This window comes from Saccharopolyspora kobensis (genome assembly GCF_900108315.1).
Taxonomy (GTDB): Bacteria; Actinomycetota; Actinomycetes; order Mycobacteriales; family Pseudonocardiaceae; genus Saccharopolyspora; species Saccharopolyspora kobensis.
The window spans coordinates 758,987-775,450 of record NZ_FNVB01000003.1 but is presented as its reverse complement, the minus strand read 5'-3'; the positions used below and the strand labels follow the sequence as shown (position 1 = coordinate 775,450).

Here is a 16,464-nt window from a genome sequence, read left to right as displayed (position 1 = left end):
CACATGCACCTCACCGGTGCTCCCCGCCTCAAGCGATCCTTCTCCGTTGTTCCGCACAGCCCCGACGAGGTGGAACTTCGGTCGGGCGTGTGGAACTCGCTCTCGCACACCATCCGCGACCAGTCCGCGTCGGGACGGCTGTTCAGCCTGATCAACGGCCTGGACGGGACGGCGCTGGACGACCTCGCCGACAGCGCGGGGACGAGTCGCGCGGAGGTCGACCGGCTGGTGGCCTACCTGCGAGATCTGGACGCCATCGAGGACACCCCGCGGTCCGCGCTGGACCACTACCTCGACGACTACGCCCACGTGCTGCGCCCGGCCGCTCCACCCGAGCCGCCGCCGGTGCGGCTGCTGGGCAGCGGTGACCTCGTCGAGCAGCTGAACGGGATGCTGACCAGCAGCGATCCAGCACTCGTCGTGCCGGACACCGCAGCCGGGCAGCAGCTGCTCGACGACCCCGACACCAGCTGGGCCGACCACCCGCTGAGCCTGCGCGAGCGGCTGGAGCCGGTCGAGCACTGGCGGGGATCGCTGCTGGTCTGGGCCGACACCCGCATCGACCCGGTGCGCCTGGACCTGCTGAACCGAATCGCCCTGCACCTGCGGATCCCGTGGATCCTCGGGGTGATCGACGGGCCGTTCCTGCACGTGGGGCCGACCTTCCTGCCGGGAGCCACCGCCTGCTACGCCTGCTTCGAAACCCGAGTCCTGATGGGACTGACCAATGCCGAGGGCTACCTCCGCTACAAGCGCGCCCTGGCACGCGCCGCGGCCAACGGAGGCCGACCACCGATGCTGCCCGCGGTGACCGGGCTGCTCACGTCCTACCTGGCCCTGGAAGTCATCAACTTCGCCCGCACCGGCTCCGGATTCACCGCGGGCAAATCGCTCGGCCTGCACCTGCCGACGTGGGAGATCGCGGTCAACGAGGTGCTCGCGCTGCCCGGCTGCCGGGTTTGCGCGCCCGTCCCGCAGCAGGAGGAGACGTCGCTGTACTTCGACGTGAAGGCGTGGCTCGATGAGCAGGACTGATGTGGCGCTCGCGCACCGCACCCTGCCGAGAGGAGCCCAGGCCGACGATCTCGCCCGACGCGCGGTGAGCCCGGTGTGCGGACTGGTGCCCAACCTCGGCACCACCTTCCGCCGGCGGTACGGACTGCGCTTCGCGCTCACCGCGACCGAGCCCCACGGCCTCCACCAGCTCGTCGGCGCACCGCCGGTCAGGTCGGGCTCGTTGCACGTCGGCGCCTGCGGTCCCGACGTCGACGACACCCGGATCCGCACCATCGCCGAGTCGGTCGAGCGCTACGCGCACTTCGCGTTCCCCGCGCACCACCGCGAGAACTTCGTCTTCGCCGCCCGCAGCGATCTGGTGGGCAGCGGTGAACCGGTCGCCGACACGACAGCGCTGGACGTCTTCGCCGAGCTCCAGTTCGCCGAGCCGGACTTCCCCTTCGAGCGGTTCGACCCGAACGCGCCGATGAGCTGGATGCGGATGACGTCGTTGGTCGGCGGCGAGGACGTGCTGGTGCCCGCACAACTGCTGCTGGTCGGCTACCAGATCCGCGACCAGGAGCCGTACGTCCAGAGCGCGGTGACGACCGGCACGGCGGTCCACACCGATCCGGTCAAAGCGCTGCTCAACGCGCTGCAGGAGCTCGTCCAGCTGGACACCGTGATGGGGCACTGGCACACCGCGGTGCCCTCCGTCCGGATCGGCTGGGACCGGCGGACGCGAGCCCTGCGCCACCTCGTGGAGGAGCACTGGAGTCCGCGCTTCCCCGACCCGGAGTTCCACCTCCTGCCCAGTCCCGACCTGCCCGGCTTCACGGTCGTCTGCCTCGTTCGCGGGCGCCAGGGGCACGGCCCGGCGATCGTGCTGGGGCTCGGCACGGACGGCAAGCTGACCGCAGCGATGTACAAGGCGCTCGTCGAAGCATCGGCGATGGTCGCCCTGGGCACGTGGCAGGACGGCCGCGCCGAACCGGGCGACGGTTTCTTCGACCTCGACGGCAACGTCGCGCACTACTCGGATCCGGTCAACGCCCGGGTGGTCGAGGAGCGCTTCGCGAGCTGCACCAGCTCGCAGGCCTCCGACCTGCCCGCCGACACCACCACCGACCCGAGCAGCGCGGCGCGGCGCCTGGTCGCCGCGTTCCGCGATTCCGGGAAGCGCCTGCTGCACGCGGACATCACGACTCCCGACGTCCACCAGCTCGGTTTCCACGCCACGCGGGTGTGGTCACCGGACGTGCTGCTGCTCTCACTGCCCGGCGCGCCGCCGCTGCGGCATCCCCGCTTCGAGGCCTACGGCGGGTTCAGCAACCAACGACCGCATCCCTACCCGTGATCAGGTCATGCCGAAGGTGAGCCGCATGTCGACGACCTGCTCACCGGTCACCCAGGCCAGCGGCGCGCAGTGCTCCACGACGCCGAGCGGCGGCCGCAGCAGCGGGCGACCGGCCGGGTCGGTGGGCCACTCCACGTCGCCGGTGGCGGTGCGGGCGGGCACGATCCAGTGGTCACCGCTGCGGTACTCGGATTCGGCGCGGTGGAAGAAGATCTCCACGCCGTCCTCGACCGGGATCCAGCGGCCCTCCTCGACCGGAACGGCTCCACCCCGGGAGCCGCGGTGGTCCCAGCGGCGCAGGAACGGGTGCAGTTCCGGGCGGTGCGGGACGGCCGGTTCCGCGGACAGCCGCACCCGCCGCTCCGGCAGGTCGAGCTCCTCGACGCGCAGCATCGGCCGCGGTTCCCGGCGGCTGATGAGGGCGGTGTCGAGGAATTCGACGAAGTCGCCGACGTCGAGGTCGAGCTTGGTGTCACCGCCGAGCGAGGCCAGGTCCACCCAGGTGCCGTCGACGTCGTCGACGGGGAACACGACGGAGCCGTTCTCCCGCGACCACTTGAAAGTCGCCTCCGCCGCGGGGCCGCCGTCGTGGATCTCCACGCGGTAGAGCTGGTTCTCGAGCCCGCGGTAGCGCGCATCGGGCCGCAGCACGCACGGTTCGTCGGCGCCATCGGGGCGCTGCGCGCGGACGGCGAGGCGGGCCGGGTTCTCGGTGCGTCCGCGCACCCACTCGTCGAAGGACTGCTCCACCGCGCCGATCGGAGCGTCGGCGTTGCGCACTTGGAGCTCCGAGCTCGGCAGCGCGAGCACCTGCCAGACCACCTTGATCCGCGCCGAGGTGTCCGCACCCAGCGCGACTTCCCGCAGCTCCGGGTCCTCGGCGGCGGTGACCAGCCGCTCCCACACCTTCAGGTACACCAGGTACGGCGCTTCGGCGGGCAGCCGGTCACCGGGGAGCTCCGGGTCGCGGAACGCGTCGGGCTGGTCCCAGTACGTCCAGGGCCCCGGCGGGTCCGGTGGCGCGGGCTCGCCCTCGTCGGGAACGGGAATCCCCGGCTCGGGGCGGTGTGCGTCGCAGAGGACGCCGCCGACGTAGTAGCGGCCCGGCCCGATGGACAGGTCGTCCAGGCCGTGTCTGCCGGCCAGGCGCTCGATCTTGAACCCGGCGGAGGCGGCCGGGCCGCCGTGCTGGCCGATCAGGTCGACGAGCGCGGTCCGGTGCTGGTAGAGCTGGTTGAGGACCTGCTCGTTGATGTCGGCGTCGACCTGGACCCGGCCCTGCTGGGCGATCACCGCCGAGTAACCGCGCTCCGGGTGGAAGGTGATCCGGGACAAGTCTGCGTGCATGGCACGTCCTTTCAGGAGGTGAAGATCAGGCCGACGTCGCAGCGGGCGGGGCTGTACTCCGCGAGGCGCGCTCGCAGGTTGTCCTCCCGCTGCGGTTCGTAGAGGTCGTGGAACACGCCGAGCTCGGAGCCGTCCTCGGCGCCGCGCCGGATCTCGGGCGGGCAGTCGTCGGTCAGCCGCGCGTAGTCCGGCGTGCCGTAGCGGCGCGAGGCGAACGCCGGCCGCACCGGCGCCAGGTCCGCCGGGCAGCGGTAGCGGCGAGGAGTGCGCGAGCCGGGTGGGACGTAGGTGTGGCGCAGGCAGCCGATCCCGCGCCGCGCCACCCGGAAGCTGCCGGTGACGATGCAGTTCTCGGCGATGCGCACCGCGTGGGTGTGCACTTCGCCGAAGAACGTGCTGCGGTGCGCGTGCAGCGTTGCGTGCGCGTGCCGGCAGTCGGGCGCCGACAGGGCGGGCAGTTCGCGGTCGGTGGCGTCGACGATGCTGTCGCGGATGTGGATCGGCAGCGGATCTGTGCTGACCTCGTCGCCGATCACCGAGATGCCGCCCAGGACGCAGCGGTCGATCTGCACGCAGGCGGTGGTGCGTTCCAGCAGCAGGCTCGGCTCGGCGGGCCACTGCGGTTCGCAGTCCTCCCGCAGCGACCAGCCGGGCACCAGCGTGCAGTGCCGCAGCACCAGTGCCTCCAGCGGTCCGGTGACCCGGATGCCGCGTCCGGTGATGAGCAGCCCGTCCATGACGACCCGCGGCCGGTCACCGGCGGCTTCCGCCGGTACCCGGATGGTCAGGGCGTCCGGGCGGTTGCTGTGGGTGTCGGGCAGCCGCAGCACCGGTCGGCAGCCCTCGGCGCCGCGGATCTGCAGCCGGTCGCCCGCGGTCAGCTCGAAGTCCAGCTGTTCCAAGTGGGTGCCGTTGTGCGCGATCTCGATGACGGCTTCGGGGCGGCGCGGTTCCTCGCGCCATGCCCGGTAGGCGTCCATGATCGACTCGTCGGGGCCGACCCGGTAGACCTTCGCCGCGGGCGGGGTTTCGGGCTCGCGCGGGTACTCGCCGCCGCCGAGCTCGGTGGAGAAGGCGTGGTGGTAGGTCACCGACACGCCGAGGTGCGGTGCCTGGCGGGTGCTGAAGGCGATGCGGCCCAGCACCGGGTCCACCGCGACCTGCCCGTAGCGCGGCCGGTAGCGCCAGTCGGAGAGGTCGGCGATCGCGATCCGCGACGGAGGTACCGGCCGGTCCGGGCCGTCGAGGTGCAGGCAGAAGCTCTTGCCCGGCCCGTAGTAGTCGGCCAGCCGGTCGGCCACCTGCTTGCGCCGCAGCGGTGCGGGCACGTTGTCGATGGTGGCGAGGTGGCTGGTCGAGGGTTCCGGCACCGGCTTGGTCACCAGCGGGGTGTCGTTGCCCAGCACGGAGAACGTGTAGTGGCCGTGGGTGCGGTCGATGCAGTACGCGGGCGCGTTGGTCACCGAGTACGGCTTGAGCCGCCACGCGAACACGCCCACACCGGCCGGGGTGAGGCCGCCGGGGCGGCGGCGGGAGTCGGCGCGCCGGACGTCCGCCGTTCGCGCGGTGTCGCTGAACGGCCCGGTCGCGAGGTCCAGGGCGGTGCCGTCGCGCATGTCCGCCAGCCCGCCGTGCGGCCGGACGTGCGGGCCCAGCAGCCGGATCGGCTGCGAGTGCGCGACCAGCCGGGAGAGCTCGACGGCTCGCGCGGGCCAGCCCGCGGTGTCGGCCGCCAGCTCCTCCAGCAGTGCGAGAGTGCCCTTGCGCCGCCGGTTTCCGACGGTGGCGGCCATGTCCCGGCGCGGTGCCAGCGCCTCGGCCAGCCGCTGCCGCGCCCGCGCCGGATCAGCGCCGTCGCGCAGGCCTGCGGTCGACACCCGCTCGTAGCCGGGCAGCCGCTCGTAGCCGACCAGTTCGCCGAGGTAGGGCAGCACCCACTCGGCGGCGGTCTCGACGAACCAGTCGTCGTACTGCTGCTCGATCGCCTCGCGCACCAGGTCCAGCTGCTCGCCGACGATGCCGAGGAGCTCGCGCAGCGGACCGCCCTGCTCGGCGTCGCGCATCCGGTGCCATTCCGGCAGCAGCCGCGCGAGCGCGTCCGGATCCCTGCTCATCGCACCTCCGTGAGGGTCAGCGCGTCGGCCTGCAGCAGCGCCAGCTGCGCGGGCCGGACTCCGCGGTGCACGAACACCGTCCGCCCGGACGGCAGCGGCCGGGTGTCGGTGATGTCGGGGTTGAGCCGCAGCAGATCGGCGGTGGTGATCCCGTGCCGGGCGGCGATGCTGGTCAGCGTCTCGGGCTCGTTGAGGCGGTAGCGCTCCTCGGTGTGCTCGGCGAGCCGGGCGGGCACCGTGGCGGCCACGCCGTCGGGGGCCGTGCCGAACACGTCGACGTCCACATAGGACACTCCGGGTACCGACTGGGCGGTGGCCAGCACCTCGGACAGGTGCGCGGGCCGGCCGAGTTCCCTTCCGGGATAACCGAGTTCGGTCAGCAAGGCGTGGCGCAGCCGCGGGTGCACCCACTCCCACGAGTGGTCGGGCAGCAGCTCCACCTTCGCCGCGACCACCAGCCGCACCAGCTCCCGCGGCTCGACCCGCACCGCCAGCCGCGGATCTCCGTACGCCAGCAGCGAAGCCCGCAGCGAGCTCAGCAGGTCCGACCCGGGGTCGATCGGGATGTCGTCCACGCCCGCGACGGTCACGTGCAGGATCTCGCGCCTGCCGTCGAACACCGGCCGTGCCGAGGCCCGGCCCACTCCGGCGCGGGAGCGGGAGAAGTCCTCGTAGTCGCGCACCGACACCAGCCGGTCCAGCGCCGAGACCGCCAGCGGGACGGTGCGGCGGGTCTGCGCGGGCCCGTCCCCGTCCGCCCCACCGGTGGCGGGCAGCGGATTGGTCACGCCGGTGACGCCCAGCGGCCGGGTGACCGCCTGGGTGATGCGATCCGCGCCGACGTTGGCGGCCTTGCCGGTGCCGAACCGGTAGCGCGCCCGCACGTTCTCGTGCCCGGTGGGCAGCCGCGTGCCGTGCACGCCGTCGCCGAAGGTCACCGTGGTGCGCCCGTCGGCGGCGCTGCCGGTGACGTACACGCGCTCGTCCGGGCCGCGCCCGGCGAGGCTGTCCACCTCGTGCCAGAGCAGCCCGTCGACCCGCACTTCGAGGGTGGGCGTGGCGCCGAGCGGGTTGTCGGCGGGCAACCAGGTCAGCGGCGACTGCCACAGCGCGAAGGTCTGGTGGGTCTTCGCGGCATCACCGCTGCCGATGGCCTCATCGCGGCTCTCGCCGTGCGTGGCGGGCACGACGTTGCCGTGGATCACGACGGAATCCCGGCGGTAGCGGTGCTGCAGGTCGGCGGTGAGCGTCAGCGCGGTGTGCGGGTGATCGCCCGGCAGCCGCGGGTCCAGGACCTCCTCGACCTCGGCGATGACCACGACCTCGGTGGCGTGCCCGGGCAGATCGGCGCGCGGGCCGGAAACGATCAACCGCCGCCCGGGCCGCAACGCGCCGTGGAGGTCGGCGAGTTCGATCGCGTTGCCGTGCACGTCCTCGTCGATCGGTTCGTCGGCCGGACGCAGCCGCTCGCCGGCAGCGTGCACCGTGGTGTCGCGGATGTGCGAGAGCTGCGTGTCGTGCTCGTCCAGCCAGGGATCGGCCAGCGTCAGCACCGTGCCGCGTCCGGTGATGCCGTACTGCGCGCAGGACGTGCTGCGCACCGCGATGACGTGCGTGACCACGAACGCCAGCGCGGGATCGCCGGGCACTCCGCCGGGCTTGCCCTTGGCCGGGCGCTCGATCACGATCCTGCTGCCCGCGGTGATCTCCTCGTGCACGCCGTCCAGCGGCAGCACGTTTCGGCCGTCGGTGTCCGGGCTGGTGGACAGCGCGATCTCGACACCGGCCGGTTCGCTCCCGGCGGTGTAGCGCACGGTCACCTGGTAGGGCCCGAACGGCGAGACAGCTTCCTCCCGCGGCGCCAGGTCCAGCTCCAGCAGCGCTCCGTTGTGGATGCCGACGTGCACCGACCGCTCGTCGTCCGGGCGGGAGATGAACAGCCGGCACGCGGGCAGCCCGGGCAGCAGCCGAACCTCCACGCCCGGCCGGGGCTGGCCGTTGCGCACGCCCAGCCTGCCGAGCGTGGTCTCCCTGCGGCTGGACAGCTCGACGCGACCAGGCCCGAGGTCGAAGGAGACCTCCTCGGCGGGCAGCTGCTCGACGTGCTGCCACCCGCCACCGGACTCGGTGCGCTGGAACTCGGCGCGCACCAGCTCCCGGCCGGCCGCGTCCATGGCGATGCGCACGCTGGTGAGCGTCCCGCCGGGCAGCGGCCAGTCGCTCTGCCGCACCACCCGGCCGTTGTCGTCCTGCATCGGCTGCAGCGGCGCGGTCGCGCCGAACGGCGTCGCGGTGACCCGCATGGCCAGCAGCTCGCCCAGCAGCTCCGGCGGAGCCTGCGGGGACGCGGGCGGCCTGCGGGACGAGCGGGTTTGCAGCACCGCCACCGGTGCGAGATCGGCGGCGCGGTCGCGCAACTCGGCGAGCACCGCGTGCAACCGGCCGAACCACTCGGCGACCTGCGGATGAGGATCGGCCAGCACCTCCGCCTCGGCCAACCGCTCCAGCGGCCCGGCGAGCCGCTGCGCGAACTGCGCCGGAGAGGTGATGCCCGGCAGCTCGGCGCGCAGCGGCGCCAGCACCTGGAGGTCGAAGTCGTCGATCAGCCTGCTCACCGGGCGCGGATTCGGGTGCTCCGGGCTGGGCTCTCCCGTGGCCGGGGTGATCCACTGGAGGATCTCGGCCTGCAACTCGGCCAGCGTGGGCTTCGGGGACTGCGGCAGCGTGATCGCCGTGACGTCCACCTCCCGGTCGACGCGCACGTCGCCGACCGGCAGCAGCATCCGCGTGCGGCCGAAGTCGAACAGCAGCTTCTGCCCGGTGCGCAACGATGTCGTGGTACCGGCCACGAACAGCTCCGAGCGCTGCTTCAGATCCTCCGGGGTCAGCAGCGCGGGCCTGCGCCGCCGCACCCGCAGCCGGTTCCACGCCCAGTGCGCGGTGAGGTCCTCGCTGGTCTCGAAGGTCTGCGCGTCGTGCTCGGTCGCGCTGGGCACGCTGTTGCTGCGGGCCCCGCGCGGGATCAGCACCGGCGTGTCCTCGCCGCGCGGATCGCGCTCGACGGTGTAGGCCAGGTAGGTGTCGGCGGCGACGCCCGGCCGCGGCACGTGCCCGACCAGCCTGCCCAGCAGCGCCAGGGAGCGCTCGTCGTCGGCGGTTCCGAGGTAGCCCTCGTCGGCGATCCGCTCGGAGTGGAAGGTCAGCAGATCCCCGAGCACGGCCACCGCGTCCAGCAGCCCGATGGTCGGGTCGTCGGTGGTGCGCACGGTCAGCCCGCGAAGCGCCGGATTCGCCGGTGACGCCAGCCGGTCGAGCATCGCGGCCAGGAACGTGCCGTGCTCGCCGACGCGGTAGTCCAGGGCCGCGCGGCCCGGTGGGTTGTGCGGCGGGGACGGGGCGTGGCGCTCGTCGTGACCGCCGCAACCGCAGGAGCAGGTCACCGTTCACCTCCGAAGTCCAGTGCGAGGATGCCGTTTTCCGGGTGCTCGGGGTCGTTGTCGCAGCAGGCGATCTCCAGGCCGTGCACCCGCAGCAGGCCCTCGGCCAGCTCCCCGGCGTCGCCGTGGAACAGCCGCTGCAGCCGGGTGACGCGCGCATCGGTCACCCCGGGCACGGCGGTGGCCGCCGCGACCAGCCTGCTCACCCGCACCGGTTCGCCGAAGCTCAGCGCATCCGGGTGGAAGAAACCGCGCCGGCCGAAGATCCGCCGCAGCTCGGCGATGATCTGCCCGCGCTGGTGCCCGTGCTCCGCGCACACCCGCAGCGCGAGGTCCAGCGGCACCCGCTGCGCGGGCCGCACGATCAGTTCGTGGCCGATGCGCCGGTAGCGGCGCAGGTGGTCGCCGACCTCGGCCAGGAGCTCGCGGGAGGGCTCTCCGCTGCCCGCGGCGTCGATCGCGACGTGCACCTGCTGCCGGCTGCCGGTCCAGCGCAGCTCCGCCGCGGCCCGCTGCACGCCGCGAAGTTCCCCGGCCACCGCCGCGTAGTCCTCGGCCGTCACCGCGCGCAGCCGGGTGCGCCGCAGGTCCAGCGGTGCGAGCTGGCGGACCTGCTCGACCGGCTCGGGCTCAGTACCGCCGACGGCGGGCAGCGGGTTGCGCACCTGCACCGCGGGCAGCGGCCCGGACCGGATCACGAGCCGGTTGATCGCCTCCGCGCCGACGTTGCCCGCCTCGCCACCGCCGATGCGGTAGCCGATCTCCAGCCGGGCACCGGGTTTCGGTGCAGCGCCGTAGCGGCCGTCGCCGAAGCGCAGAACCAGCCGTCCGTCGTCGTCGAGCTCGCCGACGAAGTGCCGGTCGCGCGGCCCGCTGCGGAGCAGATCCCGGCGCGGCGTCCACACCTCGTCACCGTCGAAGACGCGCACGGCGGGCATGGCGTCGCGCGGGTCCTGCACCACGGCCGTCGCCGGGCCGTGCAGCACCGGTTCGGCCGGTTCCAGGCCTTCGGCGTAGGGCAGGCCCCATCCGCAGGCGATCTCCCAGGCGATGTCGGGCCCGAGCACCGTGCCCGCCCGCGCTCGCGCGATCAGCACGTCCAGACGACGTCGCTTCGCTGCCAGCAGCTCATCGCTGAGGTGCAGCAGTTCCCGCAGCACCGGCACCGGCCGCACGCGCAGTCGCTCGGCGAACCGGGAGCCGAAAAGCGTTGTCAGCTCGTCGATCTCGTCCTCGTCGAGGCCGTCTTCGCGCGCACTCCGCCACAACTCGACCAGCCGCTGCTGCACCCGCCCGGGAATGGCGGCCAGCCGTGCGGCCTGCCCGGCTGCGATGTGCCCGGCGACCGGGAACGGCACCGCCTGCGCGACGGGCGAGCGCTGAAGAACGGGGCGGAACCGCGGTTCGATGCCCGGGTACACCGACTGGGCCAGCAGCCGTCGCAAGGCGTCGACTTGCGCGTGCGTGGTCGCGGGCACGACCTGCTGGCGCCGCCGCCCGGCGTTCTCCAACCCGATCCCGGCCCGCTCGGTCGCCGCGATGCCCAGCACCGCGTGCAGCTCCCGCACGTCCTTGACCGCCAGCGACCGGCGCCTGGTCTTGTCGATGAGCGCCCCGATGAGCTCGGCCGGCTCGTTGCCGTCGGTGCGGTCGTGGCAGCCGAAGCCCGGCGCGCAGCTGGGCAGCACCGCGGGTTCCGGCGGCGCGGTGGCGATCTCCGGATCGCGCTGGGTGCGGCCGTGATCGACCAGCACCACGTTGCCGCGCGCCACGCTCACGTCCGGCACCGGGGAGCAGTCGAAACCACCCGCGGTGGACAGGCACAGGCTGAAGGTCAGCGCGTCCTCGGACGCCCAGGTCACCTCCAGCACCGGCTGGTCCAGCAGCTCGTCGACGCCCGGTGTCACCGACGTCAGCCGCACGGCCTGGCGGTGCGCCGGATCGGCGTCACCGGGCGTGCCGCTGCGCGCGCCCCGAACCTCCTCCAGCACCAGCAGGTCACCGGGCCGCAGGTCCAGCGCACGGCCCGCACCGGCCCACTCGTCGCGCAACGTCGCCGCGGTCGCCCCGCGCGGCAACCGGCAGAGCTCATCGCCCCAGGTCCAGAACCGGATCTCGTTGTGCGCGCGGCGCAGCCGCAGCGGATCACCGGAGAGCGGTTCGAAGATCTCCACCGTGTCCTGCTCGTCGAGCAGGCCCAGCTCGCGCTCGTCGATGACCGGGCCCGGCTCCGGCGGGTCGTGCGGACCGCGCGGCCGCGCGTCGATGGCGGCGAAGCGGAAGGTGCCCGGCTCCAGCAGCAGGTCCTCGGCGGTGCCTATGACCACGAAGGCCCGCGCGTTGCACCCGTCGTGCATGGCGTAGTCGATCAGCCGCACGTGCCTGCGCACCGACACCCGGCGGCGCGCGGTGTCCAGGTAGGCCTCGGTGGCCACCGCGTCCTGCTGGTAGCTGAGCTGGTCACCGGCGTGCGCGAACAGCTCGACCAGCGTCATGCCGAGATCGGGGGCCAGCCGCTCGGTCCAGGCCGGGGTGGTCAGCGCGAGCCGGTCCAGCAACACCTGCCGCAGGGTGGAGTAGTCCCGCGCGGTGTAGTCGATCAGCGGCGCGGGCCGGGCCTCCGGCGGGCAGCCGGGCTCCTCGGCGCAGTCGAACGGCGTCGGCCCGCCGGGCCGGAAGGTGAACTCGGCGCTGAAGTACCGCTGGTCGAAACCGGGGTAGGGCTCGGTGCCCGGCCGCCCGTGCGGGTCGGCGGCGACGATGGACAGGCGGTAGCGCGCGGTGTCGCCGGTGCGGTCCAGGGTGACGCGCATCAGGTCGTCGAGCTCGGGATCCTCCTCCCGCTGCACCTCGACCCGCAGCACACCGATGCCGGTGATCCGCCTGCCGCCGTCGATGCGCACGTTCTCCGGGCCCACCCCGTGCGGCGCCCTGCCGATGAAGGTGACCACCAGCGTGCGGCCGTCGTCGGCGGCCTCCACTGCGTCGACCCCGCCGAACCGGTGCTCCCGCACCTTCTCGCGCCTGCCCTCGGCTCCGCAGCGCAGTTCCGCATCGGTGCTCACGCCGCACCACGCCCCTCGAACTCCTCGGCCCGGCGGCTGCCGGTGGCCCGCACCCGGTACTGCATCCGCACCCGCACGGTGTCCTCGTCGGCCACGATGTCCAGCGCTTCGACCTCGACGAGCTCGCCGAGCCACCGCTGCACCGCGGCGTGCACCGAGAGCTCCAGCGTCGCGGTCAGTTCCGGGCTGTTCGGCGCGAAAACCACGTCCAGCAGCCCGCAACCGAAGTCCGGGCGCATCACCCGCTCGCCGGGACTGGTGAACAGCAGCTGCTCCAGGAGATCCCGCACGTGCGCGTCGTGCCCGGCCCGAGCGGTCCGCCCGCGCTGATCGATGCGGTAGGGGAAGGCGATGTCGGTGCGCTTCACAGGGAACTCACCTCCTGACCGCCGGTGCGCGCCACCGGCCGGCCGCGCGGCAGCAGATCGGCCCCGAAGCACTGCCCGTCGGTGGAGTCCAGCAGTACCGGCACGCCGTCGATCAGCACCGCGTCCCGCGGCGGGCTCCACCGCACCGTCAGGCACGGATCCGGCCGCCCGCGCGCGACGTGCGGGCACCCGCGCACCGCGAACACGTCCCCGGCGGTGCGCACCGGCTGCCCGTCGACGCGCACCGCCGCAGCAGCGGATGCGGCGACGACCGGCCCGCCGTGCGGGCAGTGCAGCGCGGTGGAGGCGTGGATGAAGTTCCCGCGTCCGGTCAAGGCTTCCCCTATCGCCGTCTGGGCACGATCAGCCGCCCCTGGTTGATGTTGACCTCGTCGCCGACGAGCTGGATGGACGCGCCCTGGCCGGTGCCGATGGTCACGCCCTTCTCGTCGATCTGCACGTAGGCGCCGTTGGGCGCGCGCAGCAGGATCCCGTCGCCGCCGGGCGCGTCCGACATCAGCACCTTGTGGTTGCCCGGTGTCTGGATCACCACCGGCCGGTCGTCCTTCTGCGCGTCGGGCGGCAGTTCGGCGCGCTCGCCGTACCAGCAGCCGGTCCAGATCGGGAAGCTCGGATCGCCCTGCTCGAACTCCACCCACACCCCGGCGCCGATCTCCGGCACCACGTACTGCCCGGCCTCGCGCCCGGTGAACGGCAGGCACGGCAGCGCCCAAGTCGATGTCAGGTCGCCGAGCACGTCGGGAACCTGCGCGGTGATCCGGCCGATGCCCAGCGGATCGGCGTTGTCCATCACGCGACCCCGGAACTTGCCGAGGAAGCGGCTGTTCGGTGCGTCGGCCATGCGTTCCTTCCTTGCCTAGGGGCGGACCCGGTCGCTGCCCGCCACCAGCCCTTCGCGGGAGAGCGTGAAGTTCTGCTGGTAGGAGCCCACCCGGAGGTTGTGGGTGACGGACTTGACGTAGTAGTCGCCGTCGTAGGTCACGCCCGCTCCGCGCACGCCGACCAGTTCCCGGGGCCGCAGCACGTACCCGTGCCGGTCGACGTCGAGCTGCCCGGACCCGGAGATGGCGTCGGCCGAGGTCGCGGCGCGTGCGAGCGCCTGCGCGCGGGCGCGTTCGGGATCCATCTTCGCGGTGCCGGGCAGCGCTTTGCGCTTGAGCGCGGGGGAGGCCCGGCGGGCCAGGGGCGGCCGCAGCGGGCCGATGTCGGGATCGGGCAGCAGCGTGATGTCGCGGGTCGACGGGTCCTGCACGCGAGCTTCGGGCTGTTCCCGCGCGGTCCCGTCGTAGGCGAACGTCAGCTGGTCCACTGTGGAGTTCGCGCCCATGTTGACGTTGAGCGCGTGCTGCCGCTGCCCGAGCCGCTTCTCCGGGCCCCAGTAAGCGGTGGAGCGGCCGGGCCGGGGGCCGGGTTCGAGGTAGAAGGTGTAGCCGTTGGCGTGCGCGAGGTCGTTGACGTACTGCAGGTCGGTGCTGGACTGGTAGTCCACGCGCAGCTGCTCGCGCGGCGGCTGGTGGATCTGCTCGCCGACGATGCGCGGTTCGATGCCGTAATCGGCGTACTTGCGCAGGATCCGCTCGACGCGCTGCGAGGGCGCGAGGTTGGGATACCGGTCGGCGCGTTCTTCGAGGTCGAGCAGCAGCGTGAGGTCCTCGCCGGTGATGGTCAGCGTCGACTGCCCCGGCTGGTTGCTCGAACCGACCTCGTTGCGCACGATCAGCCCGTCCAGCAGCACGACCGGCGTCGCCCGGATCGAGATGGACACGATGATCCGCGTCTTCGGGTCGAAGAACCCCTCGGGCAGCAGCCGGTCGATGATCCGGCCCTTCTTGGTGAGGTCGAAGGACAGCTGGAAACCGCTGCGCTCGCCGGCGGTGCTGGTGATCTGCGCCGACAGCAGCGCCGCGGTCACCTCCGGCGGAACCGGCCGGGCGAGCTTGGGCCCCATCCGGAGGCTCAGGTGAACCGGGCCCTGCCCGACGGGAACCTCAGACATGATCGAACCCGTCCGGAACGGCGATGACCCGCCCCGCCTCCTCGGTCAGCTCGCGAGGATCGAGCACCGGGTTGGCATCGGCGATGCGCCACCACTGCCCGGGGTCCCCGAAGTACCGCTGCGCCAGGTGATCCGGGCGCTCACCGGCGCTGACGACGTGCGCCTCGGCGTGCTCGTCGTCGAGCCTCGGCAGCAGCCGCCGCTTGGCGTAGCGAACCTCGGTCCCGTCGGCACGCCGGTGCACGCCGATCTCGGCATCGTGGTACCGGCTGGTCCGCGGATACGGATGCGACCCGGGCACGGAATCAAGCGCACTCTCGAACGGCTCGATCACGCCTACCTCCCCAATCCGATGTCCCGATTGCCGAGCCCCATCGCCCCGAGCGACCCCTGCGCGGCCACCCCGGCCATCCGCTCCTTCTGCGCCAGGTGGGCCATGTACAGCTCGGCGCCCCGATGCCCGGCGGGCAGATCGCTGACGGTCAGCAACTTCATCCCCAGGCTCAGACTGGCCCGGATGGGGTTGAGGTCGACGTCGAAGGCGGACTCGTTCACCGACATCTCGGTGAGCTTCACCGGCACGACCCGCTTGCTGCCCCAGGTGAACAACGTCAACGGCATCTCGATCGGGCTGATCTCGATGGCCCCGTTCTTCGAAAGCCGGGTGGCCTCCCGCAACTTCGCGGTGGTCGGCTGCACGAGCATCTCCAGCGTGGCCAGCTGAGGATGAATCCCGTGCGGAGCAGCAACATCCAGCTGATCGGTGGCATCGAGCTCAGCGGTGATCTTCCAAGTCTCCTGAGCAGGCCCCTTCAACCGGAGTGCCTCGTTCTTGTCCCCGCTCCCACTGCCGCCACCGCCACCATCCCCTTCACCTCCAGCAGCCTGCGGAGACACAGACCGCTCCAACGCGTCAGGGTTGAACTGCAACACGATGATCCGCTGAGGCGTCCCCCGCTCAGGATCAACAACGACGATGCCGGACCGGATCGGCTTGGGGATGTCGGCGTATCGGGTCACTTCGATCACCTTTCTGCTGGCTGTTCTGGATCAACTGGATGTTTCAGTTGTTTCTTTCAAGTAGTAGACCGGTGCATCGGCGAATTGCACGCCATGTGATTCAAGGATGCTGATCACGTGGCCACCCCACAGGAGGAGTGGTGGTCGTTTGTAAGTCTGCTCGCGATACTGGTACTCGGTTGTCCAGCCGGCTCCATGCCTCGCGAGGAACTGGATGCTCGGCTTCGTGATGAACTCGCGTCCGTCATGAGAAATTACCCAGGATCCACCCGGTCTTGGCCATTTCCTGAACAGTGTCCTTATCTTGATCGGCTCGGGTATGGTGTGGGCCTGCGAGAGGCGCCAGAAGTCGTCTCTGGTGTGGCGGGACCAGCGTATTCCATCTACTGCAGGTTCAATGATCGAGATCAGCTCACTGTTTGCGAGAATATTTCCGTCATCCGCGTACGCGAGCTGGGGGCCGGCGGGGTCCAGATCGTCCAGGACGTCTTCTGAAATCAGGCATAGATAAGCCGCGCCTTCTTGCGTTCCCTTGATTTCCGGAGATGGTTCGCAATCGACGCGGAACTGGTATCCGTTTTCGGCGAGTTCGGTTGCCGCGGCGTCCAGGCTGTCGGGTGGAAATTTCCATGTATTGGCATGCTGGGTGTCTGCTGTTCCGCCGTGGCGCAGCAGTGTCTGACGTGCTGTTCGATCTACTTCAGGTGGCATTGATATGGTGCACATGGGACCCGCTTTGGCTG

Annotated in this window: 13 protein-coding genes; 2 read left to right on the top strand and 11 right to left on the bottom strand. The window is 71.9% G+C overall.

The features are described 5' to 3' along the window. Positions 1 to 3 precede the first annotated feature (3 nt). Both C4T78_RS12050 and C4T78_RS12045 read left to right on the top strand, forming a co-directional pair. The gene (locus C4T78_RS12050; protein ID WP_093357238.1) at positions 4 to 1,035 is read left to right on the top strand and encodes a TOMM precursor leader peptide-binding protein; all 1,032 of its coding nucleotides are present in this window, start codon (positions 4 to 6) and stop codon (positions 1,033 to 1,035) included. Further along, positions 1,022 to 2,353 carry a YcaO-like family protein gene (locus tag C4T78_RS12045; protein ID WP_093357236.1) on the top strand — a complete coding sequence of 444 codons (1,332 nt, stop codon included), beginning with the start codon at positions 1,022 to 1,024 and terminating at the stop codon, positions 2,351 to 2,353. Before C4T78_RS12050 ends, C4T78_RS12045 begins: the two co-directional genes overlap by 14 nt. Here C4T78_RS12045 and C4T78_RS12040 read toward each other — a convergent pair whose 3' ends face one another. The 11 genes from C4T78_RS12040 to C4T78_RS36005 are packed head-to-tail and all read right to left on the bottom strand — an operon-like array spanning position 2,354 to position 16,432. Next, positions 2,354 to 3,700 carry a DUF6519 domain-containing protein gene (locus C4T78_RS12040; RefSeq protein ID WP_093357235.1) on the bottom strand — a complete coding sequence of 449 codons (1,347 nt, stop codon included), beginning with the start codon at positions 3,698 to 3,700 and terminating at the stop codon, positions 2,354 to 2,356. Between the two features lie 11 nt (positions 3,701 to 3,711). Further along, positions 3,712 to 5,814, bottom strand: a complete 2,103-nt coding sequence (locus C4T78_RS12035) for a hypothetical protein (protein ID WP_093357233.1) — start codon at positions 5,812 to 5,814, stop codon at positions 3,712 to 3,714. Then, positions 5,811 to 9,254 (bottom strand): putative baseplate assembly protein, encoded by a 3,444-nt coding sequence (locus C4T78_RS12030; RefSeq protein ID WP_093357231.1) that lies wholly within the window; start codon positions 9,252 to 9,254, stop codon positions 5,811 to 5,813. The genes C4T78_RS12035 and C4T78_RS12030 overlap by 4 nt, the downstream gene beginning before the upstream one ends. Then, entirely contained in the window at positions 9,251 to 12,316 is a 3,066-nt protein-coding gene (locus C4T78_RS12025) for a putative baseplate assembly protein (RefSeq protein ID WP_218161711.1), read from the bottom strand. Before C4T78_RS12025 ends, C4T78_RS12030 begins: the two co-directional genes overlap by 4 nt. After that, complete coding sequence (locus C4T78_RS12020) at positions 12,313 to 12,684, bottom strand: GPW/gp25 family protein (protein WP_093357229.1); 372 nt, start codon at positions 12,682 to 12,684, stop codon at positions 12,313 to 12,315. The genes C4T78_RS12025 and C4T78_RS12020 overlap by 4 nt, the downstream gene beginning before the upstream one ends. Next, complete coding sequence (locus tag C4T78_RS12015; RefSeq protein WP_218161710.1) at positions 12,681 to 13,019, bottom strand: hypothetical protein; 339 nt, start codon at positions 13,017 to 13,019, stop codon at positions 12,681 to 12,683. Before C4T78_RS12015 ends, C4T78_RS12020 begins: the two co-directional genes overlap by 4 nt. 8 nt (positions 13,020 to 13,027) lie before the next feature. Continuing rightward, on the bottom strand, positions 13,028 to 13,546 hold the full coding sequence (locus C4T78_RS12010) for a phage baseplate assembly protein V (protein ID WP_093357227.1): 519 nt from the start codon (positions 13,544 to 13,546) through the stop codon (positions 13,028 to 13,030). Positions 13,547 to 13,561: 15 nt separating this feature from the next. Beyond that, complete coding sequence (locus C4T78_RS12005; RefSeq protein WP_093357226.1) at positions 13,562 to 14,701, bottom strand: hypothetical protein; 1,140 nt, start codon at positions 14,699 to 14,701, stop codon at positions 13,562 to 13,564. Next, on the bottom strand, positions 14,694 to 15,002 hold the full coding sequence (locus C4T78_RS12000) for a LysM peptidoglycan-binding domain-containing protein (protein ID WP_218161720.1): 309 nt from the start codon (positions 15,000 to 15,002) through the stop codon (positions 14,694 to 14,696). Before C4T78_RS12000 ends, C4T78_RS12005 begins: the two co-directional genes overlap by 8 nt. A 35-nt stretch (positions 15,003 to 15,037) precedes the next feature. After that, positions 15,038 to 15,721 carry a hypothetical protein gene (locus C4T78_RS11995; protein ID WP_093357222.1) on the bottom strand — a complete coding sequence of 228 codons (684 nt, stop codon included), beginning with the start codon at positions 15,719 to 15,721 and terminating at the stop codon, positions 15,038 to 15,040. A 30-nt stretch (positions 15,722 to 15,751) separates the two neighbouring features. After that, the gene (locus C4T78_RS36005; RefSeq protein ID WP_143186014.1) at positions 15,752 to 16,432 is read right to left on the bottom strand and encodes a hypothetical protein; all 681 of its coding nucleotides are present in this window, start codon (positions 16,430 to 16,432) and stop codon (positions 15,752 to 15,754) included. Positions 16,433 to 16,464 lie beyond the last annotated feature (32 nt).

Bases quoted from the DNA above. Each gene is read 5' to 3' on its own strand.
- C4T78_RS12050 (WP_093357238.1), top strand. From the start codon at position 4: ATGCACCTCACCGGTGCTCCCCGCCTCAAGCGATCCTTCTCCGTTGTT.
- C4T78_RS12045 (WP_093357236.1), top strand. From the start codon at position 1,022: ATGAGCAGGACTGATGTGGCGCTCGCGCACCGCACCCTGCCGAGAGGA.
- C4T78_RS12040 (WP_093357235.1), bottom strand. From the start codon at position 3,700: ATGCACGCAGACTTGTCCCGGATCACCTTCCACCCGGAGCGCGGTTAC.
- C4T78_RS12035 (WP_093357233.1), bottom strand. From the start codon at position 5,814: ATGAGCAGGGATCCGGACGCGCTCGCGCGGCTGCTGCCGGAATGGCAC.
- C4T78_RS12010 (WP_093357227.1), bottom strand. From the start codon at position 13,546: ATGGCCGACGCACCGAACAGCCGCTTCCTCGGCAAGTTCCGGGGTCGC.
- C4T78_RS12005 (WP_093357226.1), bottom strand. From the start codon at position 14,701: ATGTCTGAGGTTCCCGTCGGGCAGGGCCCGGTTCACCTGAGCCTCCGG.
- C4T78_RS36005 (WP_143186014.1), bottom strand. From the start codon at position 16,432: ATGCCACCTGAAGTAGATCGAACAGCACGTCAGACACTGCTGCGCCAC.